General features: G+C 48.5%; 18 protein-coding genes. 13 read left to right on the top strand and 5 right to left on the bottom strand.

Annotated features, from left to right (window positions below):
- Nucleotides 1–163: 163 nt before the first annotated feature.
- Nucleotides 164–1,411: a YeeE/YedE family protein gene (locus AVZ68_RS03455; RefSeq protein ID WP_059103149.1), complete on the bottom strand. Its 1,248-nt coding sequence runs from the start codon at nucleotides 1,409–1,411 to the stop codon at nucleotides 164–166.
- A gap of 384 nt (nucleotides 1,412–1,795) precedes the next feature.
- On the opposite strand from AVZ68_RS03455, the gene AVZ68_RS03450 reads away from it, so the two are divergent.
- From AVZ68_RS03450 to AVZ68_RS03420, 7 genes are all read left to right on the top strand, one after another.
- On the top strand, nucleotides 1,796–2,518 hold the full coding sequence (locus AVZ68_RS03450) for a phosphoadenylyl-sulfate reductase (RefSeq protein ID WP_059103148.1): 723 nt from the start codon (nucleotides 1,796–1,798) through the stop codon (nucleotides 2,516–2,518).
- Between the two features lie 2 nt (nucleotides 2,519–2,520).
- The gene (gene sat / locus AVZ68_RS03445) at nucleotides 2,521–3,672 is read left to right on the top strand and encodes a sulfate adenylyltransferase (RefSeq protein WP_059103147.1); all 1,152 of its coding nucleotides are present in this window, start codon (nucleotides 2,521–2,523) and stop codon (nucleotides 3,670–3,672) included.
- 30 nt (nucleotides 3,673–3,702) lie between these two features.
- Nucleotides 3,703–4,779, top strand: a complete 1,077-nt coding sequence (gene cysP / locus AVZ68_RS03440) for a sulfate permease (RefSeq protein ID WP_059103146.1) — start codon at nucleotides 3,703–3,705, stop codon at nucleotides 4,777–4,779.
- Between the two features lie 18 nt (nucleotides 4,780–4,797).
- On the top strand, nucleotides 4,798–5,403 hold the full coding sequence (gene cysC / locus AVZ68_RS03435; protein ID WP_059103145.1) for an adenylyl-sulfate kinase: 606 nt from the start codon (nucleotides 4,798–4,800) through the stop codon (nucleotides 5,401–5,403).
- Between the two features lie 197 nt (nucleotides 5,404–5,600).
- A complete protein-coding gene (gene cobA / locus AVZ68_RS03430; RefSeq protein WP_059103144.1) occupies nucleotides 5,601–7,085 on the top strand; it encodes a uroporphyrinogen-III C-methyltransferase in 1,485 nt (494 codons plus the stop codon).
- Complete coding sequence (locus AVZ68_RS03425) at nucleotides 7,033–7,806, top strand: sirohydrochlorin chelatase (RefSeq protein ID WP_059103143.1); 774 nt, start codon at nucleotides 7,033–7,035, stop codon at nucleotides 7,804–7,806. The genes cobA and AVZ68_RS03425 overlap by 53 nt, the downstream gene beginning before the upstream one ends.
- Complete coding sequence (locus AVZ68_RS03420; protein WP_059103142.1) at nucleotides 7,803–8,429, top strand: precorrin-2 dehydrogenase/sirohydrochlorin ferrochelatase family protein; 627 nt, start codon at nucleotides 7,803–7,805, stop codon at nucleotides 8,427–8,429. The genes AVZ68_RS03425 and AVZ68_RS03420 overlap by 4 nt, the downstream gene beginning before the upstream one ends.
- Before the next feature lie 165 nt (nucleotides 8,430–8,594).
- On the opposite strand, the gene AVZ68_RS03415 is transcribed toward AVZ68_RS03420, so the two are convergent.
- The 3 genes from AVZ68_RS03415 to desA form a co-directional block, all read right to left on the bottom strand.
- Nucleotides 8,595–9,194 (bottom strand): response regulator transcription factor, encoded by a 600-nt coding sequence (locus AVZ68_RS03415; protein WP_059103141.1) that lies wholly within the window; start codon nucleotides 9,192–9,194, stop codon nucleotides 8,595–8,597.
- Nucleotides 9,195–10,328, bottom strand: a complete 1,134-nt coding sequence (locus AVZ68_RS03410; protein WP_059103140.1) for a sensor histidine kinase — start codon at nucleotides 10,326–10,328, stop codon at nucleotides 9,195–9,197.
- Between the two features lie 114 nt (nucleotides 10,329–10,442).
- Nucleotides 10,443–11,459 (bottom strand): Delta(5) desaturase DesA, encoded by a 1,017-nt coding sequence (desA, locus tag AVZ68_RS03405; protein WP_059103139.1) that lies wholly within the window; start codon nucleotides 11,457–11,459, stop codon nucleotides 10,443–10,445.
- A gap of 454 nt (nucleotides 11,460–11,913) precedes the next feature.
- Between desA and AVZ68_RS03400 the strand changes: the two genes are divergently transcribed.
- From AVZ68_RS03400 to AVZ68_RS03380, 4 genes are all read left to right on the top strand, one after another.
- Complete coding sequence (locus AVZ68_RS03400; protein ID WP_059103138.1) at nucleotides 11,914–12,453, top strand: GNAT family N-acetyltransferase; 540 nt, start codon at nucleotides 11,914–11,916, stop codon at nucleotides 12,451–12,453.
- A 13-nt stretch (nucleotides 12,454–12,466) separates the two neighbouring features.
- Complete coding sequence (locus AVZ68_RS03395; protein ID WP_157404565.1) at nucleotides 12,467–12,934, top strand: DinB family protein; 468 nt, start codon at nucleotides 12,467–12,469, stop codon at nucleotides 12,932–12,934.
- 116 nt (nucleotides 12,935–13,050) lie between these two features.
- A complete protein-coding gene (locus AVZ68_RS03390) occupies nucleotides 13,051–13,545 on the top strand; it encodes a GNAT family N-acetyltransferase (protein WP_059103137.1) in 495 nt (164 codons plus the stop codon).
- Between the two features lie 303 nt (nucleotides 13,546–13,848).
- Nucleotides 13,849–14,193 (top strand): GNAT family N-acetyltransferase, encoded by a 345-nt coding sequence (locus tag AVZ68_RS03380; protein ID WP_082676274.1) that lies wholly within the window; start codon nucleotides 13,849–13,851, stop codon nucleotides 14,191–14,193.
- 189 nt (nucleotides 14,194–14,382) lie between these two features.
- Here AVZ68_RS03380 and nhaC read toward each other — a convergent pair whose 3' ends face one another.
- Nucleotides 14,383–15,756, bottom strand: a complete 1,374-nt coding sequence (gene nhaC, locus AVZ68_RS03375) for a Na+/H+ antiporter NhaC (RefSeq protein WP_059103135.1) — start codon at nucleotides 15,754–15,756, stop codon at nucleotides 14,383–14,385.
- Nucleotides 15,757–16,054: 298 nt separating this feature from the next.
- On the opposite strand from nhaC, the gene AVZ68_RS03370 reads away from it, so the two are divergent.
- The gene (locus AVZ68_RS03370) at nucleotides 16,055–17,653 is read left to right on the top strand and encodes an ATP-binding protein (protein WP_059103134.1); all 1,599 of its coding nucleotides are present in this window, start codon (nucleotides 16,055–16,057) and stop codon (nucleotides 17,651–17,653) included.
- Nucleotides 17,650–18,357, top strand: a complete 708-nt coding sequence (locus AVZ68_RS03365) for a response regulator (protein WP_059103133.1) — start codon at nucleotides 17,650–17,652, stop codon at nucleotides 18,355–18,357. Before AVZ68_RS03370 ends, AVZ68_RS03365 begins: the two co-directional genes overlap by 4 nt.
- Nucleotides 18,358–18,413: the final 56 nt, after the last annotated feature.

The raw sequence follows: 18,413 nt of genomic DNA, 5'->3' as shown, positions 1-18,413 counted from the left end.
ATAGAACACGGAATTTGAAAAAAGCACAGGGGCATAACGAGAGATACGAAGAGAGTCTTCTTTGGTAACTTATTCCTCTTTTAGAAGGGAAAGGAAGGGATGCCGATTGTTCTTGTTATTAAAAAAGCAGTGGGATGTCAAACGCCCCACTGCTTTTCTCTTTCTAACAAAACGAATCTCTCGATTTTGGCACCGATAGTCCAAACAACGGCCGCAAGTAAAGGGCCAGGAACGTGCCGCCAAGAGCCAAAATGCCCCAGATGTAGCCGTGGGCACTAAAGGAAGCAATGCCGCTAAAGTAAGCGCCGATGTTGCAGCCGAACGCCAGACGAGCACCGTAGCCCATTAAGAGCCCGCCAATGACGGAGGCGGCGGCGTTGCCGGCTGTAATTTTGCTGAATTTGAACAGCCCGCCAGCCGCAGAAGCAAGAAATGCTCCGAGAATAACGCCAAAGTTAAGGACAGTCGTCGTGTCTGCAAAGATGGAAGAGTGCAGGGCAGCCGTATTGTCGGCCCAGTAGCCCCAGCTCTCCACGTTAAAGCCGAGCGCTTCCGCAGCTTTCGATCCCCACAAGGTGAACGCGGAGGTGACGCCCCAGGGGGTTTCGCGCGTGAGCAACGTGACGGCATTCAAAACAGCCAAGACAATGGCAGCTGTAAACAATGGCCATGATCCGCGAAAAATTCGCTTCCAGCCTTTTTCAGAAGGAACGGTTGCCATTTTCGGGGGCTTTCGTTTTTTCTCGATGCGAACGGTGATCCAGGCAATGAGGGCAAAAATCGCTAACGAGACCGCCCAAGCTCCTCCGAAGCCAAGTCCAGTGGATGTAGCGAGGGAGAAGGGCTCGGCCGCTGGCATATCGTCCATCCAAAAGGTGGAGTGAGCGGCGCCAATCGTGGAGCCAACGATAAAGAATAAAAGCGTGATGAACATCACCGAGCGGCCTCCACCTACGGCATAAAGCGTGCCGGAAGCACAGCCGCCGCCGAGCTGCATGCCAATGCCAAATAGAAATGCGCCGACAAGCAAACTAACGCCAACGGGAGAAACAAACCCGGAAGCTTCGCCGCCAAAAAAGGCATAGCCTGTAGCCAGTATTGGCGCGAACAACGTACACGCCACGGCGAGCATCAACATATGAGCGCGAAGAGACTGGCCGTTCCCGACGGAGGCAAGCCGGCGGAACGCGGACGTGAAGCCAAAGCGCGCGTGAAAGAGTGTATATCCGAGTAGTAATCCTATATTGAGCAATAACGGCTGAACAATATCTTGAGTCACCGCTAGAAAAATCGTCAAACCAAGTGCAACAACCAATCCGCCACCAACCAGACCTTTCTGCGGACGATTGAGGGTCGAAGTGTCTTTGGTGAGGCTTTGCTGTTCTGAAACCGGTTGTGCATACGTAGACATGTTTTCACCTCGTATCCTTATTCATTTGGTCGGAATAGAATCATATTCTAAGCGATTCATGAAAAATTGTCAATGGGAAATTACTCAGGGAGTGGGGATAACCGTTATACCCCACAAATTCGAGTGGAAAAAGAGAATTTACTCACGCCCGTGGTTGGCACTTTATACAATAATGAAGAAAGCAGGAAAATGAATTGTGTGAAAAAAACTTCATTGACAGTTACGGCTATTCCGGGTAGAATTCTATTAAAACTTATCGATTTCCTAGGAATTAAGAAACGTAATTGTCAGGTAAAAGAAACGTTGAACAAGTAACGAGATGTGTAGTGATTTTTATTCATTAAGAAACAGTGTCTTCATTTTACTAGAAAGGGGCTGAGCAACGTGGCTTATGTCTACAAGGAACTAAGCGATCGTGACTACGAGGAATTGAACGAGACGCTTAAAAAGTCCGACAGTCTTGATGTGTTAAAGTGGGCTGCACAGACGTATGGAAACAAGCTCGTTTATGCCTGCAGCTTTGGAGCGGAAGCGATGGTGCTGCTTGATCTGCTCTCAAAGGTGCAGCGGAAGGCTCACATCCTGTTCCTTGACACCGATTTTCATTTTAAAGAGACGTATGAGTTGATTGACCGTGTGAAAGAGCGCTACCCAGACTTTGTGATCCAGATGGCAAGGCCGGAGCTGACGCCAGAGGAGCAAGCGGCGAAGTACGGAGAAGCACTATGGGAGAGCGATCCAAATAAGTGTTGCCAGATTCGTAAGCTTGATGTGTTAGAGAGAGGGCTGGCACCCTATGACGCATGGCTTTCTGGTTTAAGGCGAGCACAGTCGCCAACTCGGGCGAACACGGAGTTTGTCAATCGCGACGATCGTTTTCAAGCGGTCAAAATCTGTCCGCTAATACATTGGACAGAGGAAGAGGTTTGGATGTATATACAGCTTCACAATCTTCCATACAATGAGTTGCATGATCAAAGTTATCCAAGCATTGGCTGCACATACTGCACCCAAGCAGTCGCTGCTGGTGAGGATGCCAGAAGCGGACGCTGGTCAAACCACACAAAAACAGAATGCGGGTTGCACGCACCCGTGAAAGGAGAATAAGCATGGGAATTTCAGCACATGGAGGAACGTTAGTGAACGCTTTTGATCCAGCCTACGATACGGCGAGTGTCCAGGAGGAAATTGAGCTCGATGCGTTTGCGCTTTCTGATCTCGAGCTTATTGGGATTGGCGCATTCAGCCCGTTAACAGGGTTCTTAAATAGAGCGGATTATGAGTCAGTGGTTCACTCGATGAGGCTAGCCGGGGGAGAGGCTTGGAGCATTCCCATAACGCTTCCTGTAGGCAAGGAAAAAGCAGCATCACTTTCCGTTGGCACAAAGGCAAAGCTGGTCAACGAAGGCCAAGTGTACGGCGTGATCAAGATCAGTGATGTCTACGCGCCTGACAAAGAAGTGGAAGCGAAGCAGGTCTACCGTACGGAGGATATCGAGCACCCGGGGGTGGCGAAGCTGCATGAGCGAGCACCGTTCTATGTTGGGGGAGAGATTGTGCTTACACGCCGGGTCGAGCGGGAACGCTTTGCTCCTTATTATTTAGATCCAGCGGAGACAAGAGCCGCTTTTGCAGAAAAAGGTTGGAAGACGGTGGTTGGTTTTCAAACGAGGAACCCTGTACACCGAGCGCATGAATACATTCAAAAGACGGCGCTGGAGACTGTGGACGGCTTGTTTTTAAACCCGCTTGTCGGTGAAACGAAGGCAGGGGACATTCCGGCAGAAGTGCGGATGGAGAGCTATGAAATCCTGCTTGAACGTTACTATCCGGAAAACCGTGTGTTTCTATCCGTATTCCCGGCGGCGATGCGCTATGCGGGACCGCGAGAAGCAATTTTTCATGCACTTGTACGAAAGAATTACGGCTGCACGCACTTCATTGTCGGTCGAGACCACGCAGGGGTGGGCGATTATTATGGTACGTACGATGCCCAGAAAATCTTCTCTGAATTTACAGAGGAAGAACTCGGAATTAAGCCGCTATTCTTTGAACACAGCTTCTATTGCAACGCGTGCGGAAACATGGCTTCTAAAAAAACATGTCCGCATGAGGACAGTGAGCACGTGGTTTTGTCGGGAACAAAGGTAAGAGCGATGTTGAAAGAAAACATCCACCCACCAAAAGAGTTTAGCCGAAAAGAAGTGGTCGAAGTCTTAATTAAAGGAATGAGCGAACAAGAAAATACGCTTCATGCTTAAGGGGAGAAAGAGGAAAAGAGGTCGTGGAACATGCTTGAGGTAGCTGCGTTGGTGATTGCCTTTTTCTTTGCAATGAATATTGGCGCAAGTGGAACGGCGGCAGCGATGGGCCCGGCCTACGGGAGCGAGGCGGTGAAAAGCAAGCGTGTGGCCATGCTCCTTGTTGGGGTCTTTGCTTGGGCGGGTGCGCTTGCTGGAGGGGAAGTCGTTCGCACCATTGGCGGAGGCATTATCCCTGAGAGTACCATGCAAGTCGATGTGGTTGTTATTGTGCTTGCGGCGGCCTGCCTCACGCTCTTTATCGCCAATATCATTGGCATCCCGCTTTCCACAAGTGAAGTGGTGGTCGGCTCTCTCGTTGGCGCGGGCCTTGCTTTTCAAGCGTTGTACGTAGAACGGCTCCTTGTGATTGTCAGTTTTTGGATCGTGATCCCGGTGGTTTCGTTTGCGTTAGCCTTTGTTTTCGGAAAGCTCATTCAGAGGCTGGAAAAAAAGTACCCCCAGCTCTCAGGGGTCGGGAAGTGGCGCAGACCACTTGCCATCCTGCTCGTCATATGTGGGTGTCTTGAAGCGTTTGCCGCAGGAATGAATAATGTTGCCAATGCGGTCGGACCGCTGGTCGGTGCGGGACTGCTTGATGTGGGGACGGCGGTTGTGGCCGGAGGATTCTTTGTGGCCGCAGGCGCGCTCGTTCTCGGAGGCAAAGTGCTTGAGACGAATGGAAAACATATCACCAATCTGTCGCTGATTCAAGGAAGCACGGTCTCGTTTACGGGAGGATCTCTGGTCGTAGGTGCCTCTATACTGGGACTTCCGGTTCCGCTCACGCAAGTAACCACGGCGGCGATTGTCGGTATCGGCACAGCGGAAAACGGCTTTGCGCTCTGGCAAAAAGCGGTGATTGGCCGAATTCTAAAAGTCTGGGTTGTCTCTCCGCTGTTTGCGCTTGCGGTGTCTTATAGCTTAATTTTGCTTTTTAATTCAGGGGATTATTACACACTCGTCGTCATCGTTAGTGTGTTGGTCGCAACCATCGGCTCCTACAACCTGTACCGCTCTGTGCGCAGAGATCGAGGGACAACGATGAGGGACGGAGAAGGCATTTAACAAGAGAGGAGAGGGAATATGTCGGAAACGAAATCAGAGATTGTCTGGCACGAGGCTGCGGTTCAAAAGGAAGAGCGGCAGAAACGAAACGCTCATAAAAGCTGTGTTCTATGGTTCACAGGACTTTCAGGGGCAGGGAAATCAACGCTAGCGAACGCTTTAGATACAACGTTATTTGCTCAAGGAGCGACGACGTATGTGTTGGATGGAGACAATATACGCCACGGTCTGAATCACGACCTGGGCTTCTCCAATGAGGACAGGCAAGAGAATATTCGTCGGATTGGCGAGGTGGCGAAGCTGTTTGTCGACGCTGGCACGATTGTTTCGACTGCATTCATTTCGCCATTTCAAGAAGATCGTGATTCGGTACGCGAAAAACTGGGGGAAGGTGAGTTTATTGAGGTGTTCGTGAAGTGCAGCCTAGACGAATGCGAACGCCGCGATGTCAAAGGCCTGTATGAAAAAGCACGCAGCGGTAAGATTCCAAGCTTTACCGGCATCAGTTCGCCGTATGAAGAGCCGAGTCAGCCTGAGCTAGTGATTGAAACCGATCAACAGACGGTGGAGGAATCGGTGGAAGAAATATTACGCTACTTACAGTCGAAAGAGATGATAAACTAGGTTTTGTGATGAACGTCAACCCGGATGGACATGGGAATTGCGGGCTTGGCGTTAAGCCCTGTCGAACGCTGATGATTTCCGGGGAAATAATCAAGACAAATGTCGAAACCAAGAGAATTAAGAGCGTCCCCTTCAATTGACCGTAAGTGGGGCGTCTTTATTCTTCGGCAGATCGAGAGAAAGCGAGGAAGTCAACAATGTCCAGAAACGGCCATGTCTATCTAGTGGGTGCGGGGCCTGGAGACGCGGGACTGCTGACAGCCAAAGGGGTAGCATGCTTACAAAAGGCAGATGTCGTCCTCTATGACCGGCTGGTTAATCCCCTTCTGCTTGAGGAGACGAAACCAGAAGCAAAGCTGATCTATGCAGGGAAGCTACCGAAGCGCCATCATCTGCGCCAAGAGGTGATTCACGATGAGCTTGTGCGTCATGCACTGGCAGGCAAGAGCGTCGTCCGTTTGAAAGGCGGCGATCCAAGCGTCTTCGGGCGTGTTGGCGAAGAGGCGGAATTTCTGGACCGGTATGAGATTAGCTACGACATTGTGCCAGGCGTCACTTCTGGTATTGCTGCCCCTGCCTATGCAGGCGTCCCCGTGACTCATCGAGAACACGGCGCTTCGTTTGCCGTGGCGACCGGTCACAGCAAAACGACTAGTGGTGAACCAGAACTCGACTGGGAAGGGCTTGCGAAAATCGATACCGTAGCCTTTTATATGGGCGTGAAAAATTTGCCGACGATTTCCGAGAAGCTCATGGAGCAGGGGCGAGACGCTGACGAGCCAGTGATGCTGATTCAATGGGGCTCGACGAGTAAGCAACGCACACTCCTTGGGACGCTTTCGACGATTGCAGAAAAAGTGAGAGAAACTGGTTTTGAAAACCCGGCGATTACGCTCGTTGGCCAAGTGGGCCAGCTTTATCAAAAGAAGAGTTGGTTTGAGCGAAAGCCTCTCTTTGGCCACCATGTTCTGGTCGCAAGAGGTGGAGCAGCAAGTGAACATCTGGCAGAGCGTCTGCAAGAAGAAGGAGCCGAGGTGTTTCATTACCCTCGGGTGGAAACCATCGCGTCTACCCCTCCCACTATCAACTGGGAAGAATACGAAGCCCTTGCTTTTGAACAAGCCAAGGATGTTCAGTGTTTCTTCTCCTGGTTGCAGCAGACGGGGGTCGATATTCGTACCATTTCAGCACGCTTTGAAGCGCTCAGCGCGGAGGCAGAGGTAGAGCTGTCGCAAAGGGGGCTGGTGGTCGAAAAGAATCCTGAGTTGGACGTGAAAAGGCTTTTCCTTGGCTCTGCGGAGTTCCCATCTTCTGAAAGGACGGTTATTCAGACTCATGTCTCCACCCCGGTTTCATCCTCCAACACGACGTGCCGTCGACTCCTGGAGGAAGGGCGCATCGATCAAATCCTTTTTACAGATGCCGAGTCTGTGAAAACCCTGCTCCGTGCGTTAGCGGAAGACAGTGATCTTGAGCAACGGCTTGCCCCTGTACCGAAAATCTGTGTTACGATGGAAGCAAGACTTGCAGCGTCGCAAGCAGGACTCACAGCTGTGCGGGCAGAGCGCTCGTCTGCAAATCCTGTAGAAAACTGGCTTGAGGCGTTCGCGGACAGCGAGGTGAAGGTGAGTGCAGGCCATTCTGTACGTCGGCCATGGGAGCCGTGTGAACAAGGGGAATGAGCAGTTCAGAGCTTTTATCGAAAGCGTAAAAAGACAGCGGGACGAGCCGATTCAGGAACTGGCTTACATTGAACTGACTTCTCCAACCATCTTAGAAGGAATTGAAGCGTGTGCTCGACAGGGAGCGACGCGTGTGGCTGTCGTTCCTGTGCTGTTGTTAACAGCGTACCACGCAAATGTCGACATTCCGCGTGAGCTCGAGCAGGCCACAAAGAAGTTTCCGAACATTACCTTTTCGTACGGCCGTCCATTCGGCATTGAAAACGATGTGATTGATGTCGCTGTGGAGCGACTCGTACGTGCAGGTTTGCCCGAGCTTGCGGAGGGGCACACGCGTGAGGACTGCACCGTTTTGGTTGTCGGAAGAGGCTCGAGTGATGGCAACCAGCCGAGTGACTTGGCGAAGATTGCTCGACTTATCTATGAGCGCGTGGCCTGCAACAATGTCGAAACTTGTTTTTTAGCAGCGACCACACCAACCGTAGCAGAGGGTCTAGCAAAAGTGGAAAAGCTGGAAGCCCCTCATGTGCATGTGCTTCCTTACTTGCTGTTCACCGGCGTTTTAATGAAGGAATTGAAAGGAATGCTTGAGGAACGTGAAGGTCAGACCAACACGAGCTACACACTTTGCGACTTCTTAGGGTTTGACGACGGCTTGAACAGCGTCTTGATGCGCCGCACGGATGAAACCCTCCGTGAAGAAGCGAGGATTCAGCGATGAGCGCGCTCCCCTTTATGCTGGAGATGAGTGGGTTGCGCGCGGTGGTTGTCGGCGGCGGGAGCGTGGCTGCTCGGCGCGTTCAACCGCTGGTGGAAGCTGGGGCTGAAGTCTTCGTAGTGGCACCCTCACTGAATGAGGAATTGCAGCAACTTGAGCGAGAGGGACGGTTTGCCTGGCAGCAACGCCTGGCCGTGCCGTCGGAATCCTTTTTAAGTGAGCTGGTATTCTTATGCACGAATCAGCCTGATCTCCATGTAGCCATCAACGAGGGCAAAGCGCCCAGGCAGCTCGTCTACTTCTGTGACGACGCCCAGAACGGGGATTTCTACATACCGGCACGCCTGAATCATGGACTGCTTACGGTCAGCATTTCCACAGCCGGTGCCAGTCCTTCGTATACGAAACGAGTGAAACAAGAGATAGAGCAAATCATTCCCGAACGGGCGGAAGAGGAACTGGCTTTCTTGCAACAGGCGCGTGCGAAGGTCTTGCAAGAAGACGTGGCCAAAACGAGGAAGTTAGCGTTGTTAAAAGAAATGGCAGCGCCTGACTTTTTGCAGCATCCGCACAGAGAGGCGCTATTCGAACAAAAAATGGTAGAGCTCAGGGACCCTTCTCGTTGATGAAGCTCTTAGTGTTTGTATGCTAAGGGCTTTTTGGCGTGGGAGGGTGTCTGGTCGTGCCCCCTCCGTATTTGAGGTAGGTTCAAGCCTTGGCTGGATGAAAAAAGAAGAGGGACTTCCAATTGATTGGAGTTCCTCTTCACGGCCTGTGAAGACCATTCTCCCTCACTTCACCCACCCCTTCTCCTTCCCCAGAGTCATCGCCTCAATCCGGTTTTTAACCGCTAATTTGTCCAGGATCATAGAGACGTAGTTACGGACAGTGCCAATGGTAATGTTGAGCTCTGCGGCAATTTCTTTTGTCGATTTCCCGTCCGCCACAAGCTGCAACACTTCTTTTTCCCGCTCGGTTAAAGGGTTGACCTCGCCGTACATATCATCCATCAGTTCCGGGGCGTAAAGGCGTTTGCCGGCCATCGTGCTGCGAATCGCATCGGCCAGTTCTTCGCTTGGGCTGTCTTTTAACAGATAACCACTGACGCCAGCTTGGAGGGCGCGCTGAAAATAGCCGGAGCGTGCGAAGGTGGTGAGGATGATGGTTTTGCAATCGGTCTCTTTTAATTCTTCAGCGGCTTCAAGGCCACTTTTCACAGGCATTTCAATGTCCAAAATGCAGATATCGGGCTGGTGCTCCTTGACAAAGTGTACCGCCTCTTCTCCATTCGAGCCTTTGCCGACGACTTCCATATCCTCTTCCAGATTGAGCAAGGATCCAAGCGCGCCTAGAAGCAGTTGCTGATCTTCTGCGATGTAGATGGAGATCATTTAACCATCATCCTTCGGGTTAATTTTTAAATCATTGTAGACGTTGATTCGTATTGATGTTCCATTCGTTGTGTCGATCGACAAGTTGCCGTTGATAAAGTCAAGACGTTCTTTCATCCCTGGCAGGCCATTGCCGACTGTGACATCATCGTTCGTTGCTTTAAAAATCCCGTCGTCTCGCACGGTGAGGACGACTTCATTCAGTCGTTGCACGATGGAGAGATGGCAAGCGCTCGCGCCACTATGTTTGACCACATTGTTCACCGCTTCCTTTAAGCACATGCTCAGTATGTTTTCTGTAAGCAAAGAGACATTGCTTAACGGACGTTCTTGTTCATAGGTGAAGTCAATTTCAGCGGCTTCCAGGATTTGCTTAACACGTGCAACTTCGTCTTTGAGCTTGGTGCCGCGCATAGAAGAAACCATTTTTCGGACTTCGTTGAGCGACGTTCGCGCCGTTTGCTGCACGCCTTTCAATTCAACGCGGGCTTGCTCGGGGTCTTTATAGATGAGCTTTCGCGCGAGGTCACTTTTAAGACCGATGAGGGAAAGCTTTTGGCCGAGCGTGTCATGAAGGTCACGAGCGATACGCTGTCGTTCCTCTAATTTAACAAGGTCGGAAATTCGCTCATTGGCGACCTCCAGCTTCTCTTCCAGATGTTCTCGTTCCTTTTTATTAAAGATGCTAAAAGGGAGAAGAATAACGCTAATCCATGTGACAATGACAAAGGGAAACTGTGTGAGAAGCACTTCATCTTGCATAATAAGGCCATAGTTAATGGACACCGAGGTGCTCACTAATTGTAAAAAATACAAGATGTAGAAGGCGACCCGGTTTCGAATGTTGCCGATAAAATACGCAACGAAAAAGGCAAAATAAATATAGCTGAAAACCGTAATGGACGTTGTTGAAAGGCCAATCAACAAAATCGCCCACGGGAAAACGTACCATCCCCGGAAGGCAAACGCGACTCTGTAGAAAATAAAGAACAAGATCGTTAGAATAAGTCCAGTAATGGTTCCAGCCGTTGATGTGGACCGGAAGATAAAATAAAAGGGAAGGATGAAGAATATCGCCCAAATATAAGGCGATATTCCTCTATATGTTTGGAAACTCATAAATTTTTTAGCCATCAAAAGAACCTCGTTTTAAAATGGGAAGTGTCTTTCCCTCCCTATCTTACCACTCCCCCTCGTTGCTTGCACGAATGCTTACAACCAACGAGGAGGAGCGTAGCGTCATGCGGATCACTTAATGACGGGCAACAACTTGCTTTCTTTAAAGCTAACAAACTGCTTGCCTTGCTCGTCCCAGAGGCGGAATTTCAACGACCGCAAGCTGGTCGCAAGCGTAATCGTTGGAACATTCTCCAGTGGTTTCGTGTTGCTATGAACCGCTTCGAGCTTATAGTTGGGTACCTTTGGGCTCAAGTGATGGACGTGGTGAAAACCAATGTTTCCAGTCAACCACTGAACGATTTTAGGAAGTTTGTAATACGAGCTGCCTTCGACGGCTGCTTTGACAAACTCCCAGTTCTCATCTTCTTCAAAATAAGAGTCTTCAAACGTATGCTGCACATAGAAGAGCCAGATGCCCACAGAGCCGGAAATGAAAAAGATCGGGCCTTGAACCATCAGGAAGGACTGCCAACCAAGAAGATAGCAGAACAAGGCGATGAAACCAACAATGGCCACATTAATCAAGTATGTGTTCATGCGTTCTTTCAAGCGAGCGTCTTTGCGGTTAAAGCGGTTTTTAATGAGAAACTCATAAAAAGGACCAATGCCAAACAAAACGAATGGATTCCGGTAAATGCGGTAAGCGATTTTTCGTGAAAGCGGAGCGGAACGGTATTCATCGACCGTAAGAACCCAGATGTCTCCCGTCCCCCGCTTATCCAAATTGCTGCTGGTCGCATGGTGAACCGAATGGCTATGGCGCCACTGCAAGTACGGGAACAGGGTCATGATTCCACATATGGTTCCCAGCAAAAAATTCGCGCGTTTGTTTGAAAAGAACGACTGATGGCAGCAGTCATGGAAGATGATAAAGATGCGTGTGAGAAATCCAGCAGCAACGACCGTGAAAAGCAATGTGAGGAGATAGGAAACGCTTAAACTGTAGTAAGCGAGGACCCACAATGCAAAAAACGGGACAAATGTATTGACCAGCTGCATGAGGCTATGTTTTGTATCAGGACGAGCGTATGGCATGACTTGTTTTAGTAAGTGTCTATGTTTCTGTGCATGGTTCCGATTGGTCATGGGAATAGGTCCCCCCTTATATCGATCTTTTTACTATAGACGTTTTGGAGGAGGTGGAATAGTAGTATCTGTCATGAAGGAGGTATGACAGGTGTCATGGGTTGGGGGAGTTTTTCTTACCACACAAGCAGATAGCCTGTCTAGGTATATAATAAAGCTTGTCCAAATCTTCAGCTGGTTATTCAAGAAGAGGGAGAGGTGGGGGGGTGTATAGGATGAATTTTTTACTGAGCAAAGTACGTAGATTATGTTGGACGCAAGACATTCTTCACAAATGAAGACATACTGAAACAGCTGTATAAAGGGGGTGAAAGTCTACCAGTTGAGTGATCCTCAACAATTTGGCGGCTACCCAGGAAAAGAGGGGGCAACGATTTTGCATGTTTTTAAAAGGAAGTGCTTGTATGAAAGGAGAATTATACTGGCAGACGTTAATTTTTAAGGGGGTGCCAACATGATAAAAGGAAGGAACGTATATTTAAGACCCATTAGTGATGCAGATATGGATAGTATTTATGTCGGTTGTCAGGAAGAAGAAGGACTTTATATGACTGGTACTCGTAAGGTCTTTACAAAGGATGAGATTATTAGCGCTTATAACAAGTTTAGACAAGATCCAACTCGCCATGATTTTGCCATCTGCTTAATGAATACGAATCAAATCATAGGTGATCTAGCGATTCTAGAAATCGATCACAACAATAACAAGGCAATGTTTAGAATAGCTCTTCATAGTAAAACTGTTTACAGTAAAGGTTATGGGACTGAGGCAACCCAACTTGCTCAAACGTTTGCTTTTGAGGAACTTAACTTAAATCGCTTGGAGTTACAGGTTTTCTCTCATAATATTCGTGGAATTAAGGCGTATGAAAAAGCAGGTTTTAAAAAAGAAGGCACGTTGAGGCAATCGCTTTATATGAATAACAGATATTCCGACGAAGTGATCATGGCGATTCTTAAGGAAGAGTACTTTAAACAGTATAATACTAAATAGTGGAGTGTTTCCAATGATGAATTTTTTTCAGTATAATTGGCAGGTAAGAGATAAATGGTTGGACTGGTGTAAACAATTAACAACCGAAGATTTGTTAAAAGACCGTATTGGCGGAGTAGGAAGTATCTTATATACCCTCTTTCATATCATTGATGCGGAGTATAGTTGGCTTCGTGCTATCGAAGGCAAAGAAGATGTGGTCGTTCGGTTTGATGATTATAATACCCTGGAAAAAGTTAAGACTCTGTCAGATACATTTCGCCAAGACATCGTTACGTTTATACAAACAACTTCAGATGAATTAAATGATCAACTTGTTTCGGTTCCTTGGGATGAAGATCAGTATACAAGAAGTGAAATAGTACATCACATAGTTGCTCACGAAATTCATCATGTTGGTCAACTTTCTGTTTGGGCAAGAGAATTAGGCTTACGTCCAGTCCCAGCTAATTTTGTAGGAAGAGACTTTAAACCTGGTTAATGGCTTCTGCTGGAAAGGGTGCGCAACAATTGCAGAATTCTTTGATGGAAGATCGAATGAAAAATGAGCTACCATGAATTTTGAGTTAATCTGTATGTTCTACAGGGGATGGTTTTATGATTGATCACTTAGAAAGTGAAAGAGTGATTCTTCGAGAAATGGAAGAAAAAGATTGGATCGATGTTCATAAATATGCTTCGCAAGAAAGGGTCTGCGAGTATCAGCCGTGGGGCCCAAACTCCGAGAAAGAATCGGGAGGTTTTGTGAAACAAGTTCTGATAGATGCCAACCAGGAACCGAGGAGCCGATTCGTCTTTTCCATAACTTTAAGAGAAAGCAGAGAAATGATTGGTGCAGGCGAGTTTAACATCCGAGACCACACCAATAAAGTTGGTGAAATTGCTTACATCGTTAACCCGAAATATTGGGGAATGGGGTTTGCTACAGAGGTAGCAAAACTGTTAATCGCCTATGGCTTTCATGAGTGCAATTTACATCGTATTTTTGCGACTTGTGATCCGAGAAATATCGGTTCATCAAGGGTTTTAGAAAAAGTGGGAATGACTAAGGAAGGTCGAATACGTGAGCATTTATTGATAAAAGACGGCTGACGTGATTCTCTTTTGTATGGCATTTTAGAACGAGAATGGGTGAAACCGTGAACGGGGAGGTGAGAAATAATTTGATTGCTAGAGAAATAAACATTTCTGATGCGGAAAACTTTGTCCGTCACACTCAGCAAGTGGAGGCAAGTTCCGAATATATGCTTTCGGAGGCAGGGGGGAAGAAAAATTCAACCCGAACAACAAGAAAAGATGATAGAGAGTATGAGGGAAAGCGAGAACTCGACTATAGTTGTGGTTGAAAAGAAGATAGGATTTGAAATCGAAGGGACAAAAAGGCATTGAAGCTACATAATTGAGGAAATTGAAGGTAATAAACCAATTGGCGTCACATCGCTTATTAACATTGATTATGGAAGCCGTAACGCTGAATGTATTATAGACATCGGCGACAAAAATTACTGGAGCAAAGGTTTCGGACAGGAAGCGTTTCGGCTTCTGTTGGATTTTGCTTTTCATGAGCTGAATCTGCATAAAGTGTATGTACGGGTATTTTCTTTCAACGAACGGGCCATTAAGTTATATCAAAAACTTGGGTTTAATGAAGAAGGAGAATTAAAAGAACAATTTTACCGGGCCGGCGCTTGGCATAATGTCATTTTCATGGGTCTTTTGAAAAGAAATTATGAAAAATGATCTGTCGGTGCTCTTCCGTAAGTATTGGAAAATAACACATTCTCGTTCTTTTTTCCGACTTACATTAAGCGATCCGTTTTTGGATGAGTTTGAGTATGCTTTAAATAAAAGTATACGATTGGGGCTGTCCTATCCTAGGTTTCTCGCTATAAAAGACCCGCACCAATTCCAGCGCGGGTCTCGCTCGATTCAATTCTGCGCTTCTCTCCCCATTCCAATCCCCGTATACCCATAAACCAATGTAAATACCGGCGACAAGAAGAGGAAAAAAGCATAAGGGAGATAGTCTACCACAGGGACACCAAGCGTCTGCGCAAAGAATGCGCCACTCACCCCCCAAGGAATAAGTGGGTTCACGAGTGTGCCTGCATCTTCTAGCGTGCGAGAGAGGTTTTTCATTTGCAGCCCAAGCTTTTCATAGTACGACTGAAAGGTTTTCCCCGGCAGCAAGATCGACAAATACTGCTCACCGGTCATTAAATTTACGCTGATTGAGCCAGCGGCCGTGGAGGCAATCAAGTGCCCACGCTTGGATAGGAACCTTGATAAGTGCTGGAAAAGGGATTCAATCAAGCCAATTTTCTGTGCGACGCCTCCTAAGGCAAGCGCAATGAAGATCAAGGAAATTGACCACATCATCGACTGGAGTCCACCGGCTTGCACAATCTCATCGATAAGCTCATTTCCAGTCTCCCTTTCAAAGCCTGACTGCATCACGTTAAAGACCGAGCCTAGCGAATATTCCCCTTGAAGAAACATTGCCGTCAAGAGCCCTGTGACAATCCCTGCGACGAGCACTGGTAGAACGGGATAGCGCTTCGCGGCAAGAACCACAACAAGGAGCGGGGAGAGCAAAGCAAGCGCACTAACCGTGAAGCTTGCTTCCAAAGACGAAAGCATCGCCGAAACATTGGGAAGGTCTCCGGAACCGCCTTGCCCCAAGAATAGAAACAGCAGGTAGGTGATCGCAAGTGCCGGTACCGTTGTCCAGAGCAAATGACGAATATGGGCAAACAGCTCCACCCCGACAATCCCAGGGGCAAAGTTTGTCGTATCCGAAAGTGGGGACATTTTATCCCCGAAGCACGCACCACAAATAATCGCTCCTGCTGCAAGCGCCGGGTTCACGCCAAGTGCTGCCCCGATTCCCATCATTGCCACACCAATCGTTCCAATCGTCGTGAAGGAACTGCCAGTAAAGGTTGATACAAAAATGCAAACGGTGAGCGCACTGACGGCGAACCACTCAGGCGAAATGAGCTGCAGTCCGTAAAACAACAGTGTTGGAACGGTTCCACTCATCATCCAAACCGCAATCACAACGCCCACTAGCATGAGAATTAGCATCGGCTTGATGCCGGTTTGAATACCTGTAAGTAACCCCTCTTCAAGCTGCTCCCATTTGTATCCGAGCCGTTTTGCCGCACCCAGTATCAGCACCAGCGAGACGATTAGAGGCATATGAGGATCAGTCTGTAGAAGGAACATGCTCACAATCATGACGCCAACGAAGAGCACAAAGAAGGAAGAAGCAAATAAAAAAGATGGCTGATTTTGTTCCATGCAGGTAGCCTACTTTCTAAATAGTCTTAGTATCTATTACACTTTAACGCGTTTAAGTAATAAGTTTCAAGATGTATGGAAAGCGTACGTGGAAATGGGGGCAGCGTCAAGTGTTAGTTGATGGGAGAGTGTAGAAAATCAGGAGAACCACACCGGGCGGGAGCGAAATTCACCTGAGGGTTGGGTGCTACATTCCATCTTATGATTGCCTCCGGCTGTCCTGTCACTCACGTCGCCACTTTTCTACAAGAAATGATAGAATGATCTTGCCACAACCATGATAGAAGGAGATGCCTACGTGAGAAAAACAACCCTTCCACTCAGATATCAAATGATGCTTTATTCGAGCGGACTTATCTGCCTGGCCTTGCTTGTGACAGGAGTGATGATTGCGCTGTCTCAAGCTGATCAGACGAGAGAAGCACTTGCCAGTCAGGCACGCCTAAGTGCAAGTCATTTTGCCGAGACGCCTCTTGTCGCTGAAGCCCTTGCGACAGAAGGGGCGCATGAGGAGTTGCGCCAGTTGGCAGAGGACGTGCGCGTGCAAAACGGCCTTCAGTACATCGTCGTTATGAATATGGAGGGCATTCGGCTCACGCATCCGGTGCCAGAAAGGGTTGGTCAGCACTTTGTTGGCGGGGATGTGCAAGAGGTGCTCCAAGGTCAAACATATACGTCCGAGGCTGTCGGAACGCTAGGGCCGTCCATGCGAGCCTTTCAACCCGTCTACGACGACGGCGTTCAAGTGGGGGCTGTTTCTGTAGGGATTTCCACGGAAGTGATAGACGGGGCTGTCTGGGACAGTCAGCGCATGGTTTTTATCGGCACAGGGGTAAGCCTGGCGCTTGGAATCATCGGTTCGTATTTTTTGGCAAGAAGATTAAAGAAAACGCTTCGTGGGCTGGAGCCAAAAGAGATTTCGCAGCTGGTTCAGGAGCGGGAAGCGATGCTCGAAGGTGTACGTGAAGGAATTATGGCTACGGACGCCAAAGGGGAAATCGTCGTCGCCAACAAAACGGCCACCACGATTTTAAAAAGAGCCGGCTATACAGCAACTGTCACCGGGGAACGGATCGAGAATGTCTGGCCGTCCCTTTCTCTTGACTCTCAGCTAGCGAGCAAGGAAGCCGCCTACGATGAGCAGAAGCACCTCGGGGAGCTAGAGATGGTTGCCAGCCGCGTGCCGGTGATTGTTGACGGGCACTGCGTGGGTGCCCTCGTAACCTTCCGTGACCGCAACGAGCTGAGTGCATTGATGAAGAAACTGACCGGAGTCGAGACATACGCTCAGACGCTGAGGGCGCAGACACATGAGTTTATGAACAAACTGCATATTATAGGGGCAATGGTCTATACCGAGTCGTATGAGGAGCTAGCAGACTATGTAGAAAGCTTATCCCTCGTTTATCAGCGAGATACAGGTAGGATTGCTGAGCATATGGAAGATGTGACGATTGCGGGGTACTTGCTTACTCAACTGGAGCGCTTCGAACAAGCCGGTGTGGAGGTGACATTGTTTGGAAAGAAATGGCCGAGGCTGGAGCATCCCACGCTCATGGATACTTGGATTACGGTTATGGGCAACAGTTTGGAAAATGCCTATGAAGCCATGCTTGGCAAAGAGCAGAAAGCCCTCAAGCTGACCTTTGACCAGGAAGAGGACGAGCTGGTGTATACGATTGAGGACAACGGGGAAGGGTTCTCTGAAGCGGACCTTCCGTTGCTGATCCAAAAGGGGTATTCGACCAAAGGGCCGCATCGAGGGTACGGGTTATCGATTATGGCAAATGCTATTCATGAAGCTGATGGCAGCTATGATGTGTCGTCAACGCCCGGTCAGGGAACCGTTCTTCAAGTACGTCTGCCACTGAAGCAAGGAGGAGGGGAAGAAACATGATCAAGGTCGCTGTTGTCGAGGATGACCCCCTTGTGGCCAAATTTCATCGCATCTACCTCGAAAAGCTTGAGGGCTTTAAATGGGTCGGGCTTGCGGATACGTTTGCCAAAGCAGAAACGCTTCTCAAGGAGGAGAAATCTTTTGATTTGTTGCTGCTTGATGTCTATCTCCATGAGAGGAGTGGGCTTGAGTTATTAAAGCATATTCGCGCGGAAGAACTAAACGTGGATGTGATCTTGATTACATCAGCGAATGATCAGCGGTCGGTGCAAGTTGGCTACAGATACGGGGTGATTGACTATTTAATTAAGCCGTTTACGTTTGAACGGTTTCAGGAATCACTGCTTCGCTACAAAAAAAAGATGGCGCAGCAGCCGCCCTCTTTTCGGCAGGAAGAAGTGGATCGGTTGTTTCATTCGCAAAAAGACAAGCGAAGTGCGTATGCCTTGCCAAAAGGGATTACGAAAGAAACGAAACTGCGCATTTTGAAAGCCATTCAAAGGAAAGGCGACTGGGTGACGGCGGCCGAGCTAAGCAGTTTCACCACTATCTCTCACGTTTCTCTTCGTAAATATTTGCACTACTTTGAAGAGAACGGGTGGGTAAGAAAGGACGTCGTCTATCAACGTTCGGGTCGCCCTCTGCAGCAATACAGAATGACACCGGATGGAACCAAATTATTCGAGGAAAATGATTTCGTTTAGTTAAAAAAGCTGTACGTGCTAACGCAAATGATGGAGAATGACGGAAAGCGTTTTCA

This window comes from Shouchella shacheensis (genome assembly GCF_001484965.1).
GTDB classification, from domain to species: domain Bacteria; phylum Bacillota; class Bacilli; order Bacillales; family Bacillaceae_D; genus Shouchella; species Shouchella shacheensis.
This window is presented reverse-complemented; position numbering and strand designations above follow the sequence as displayed.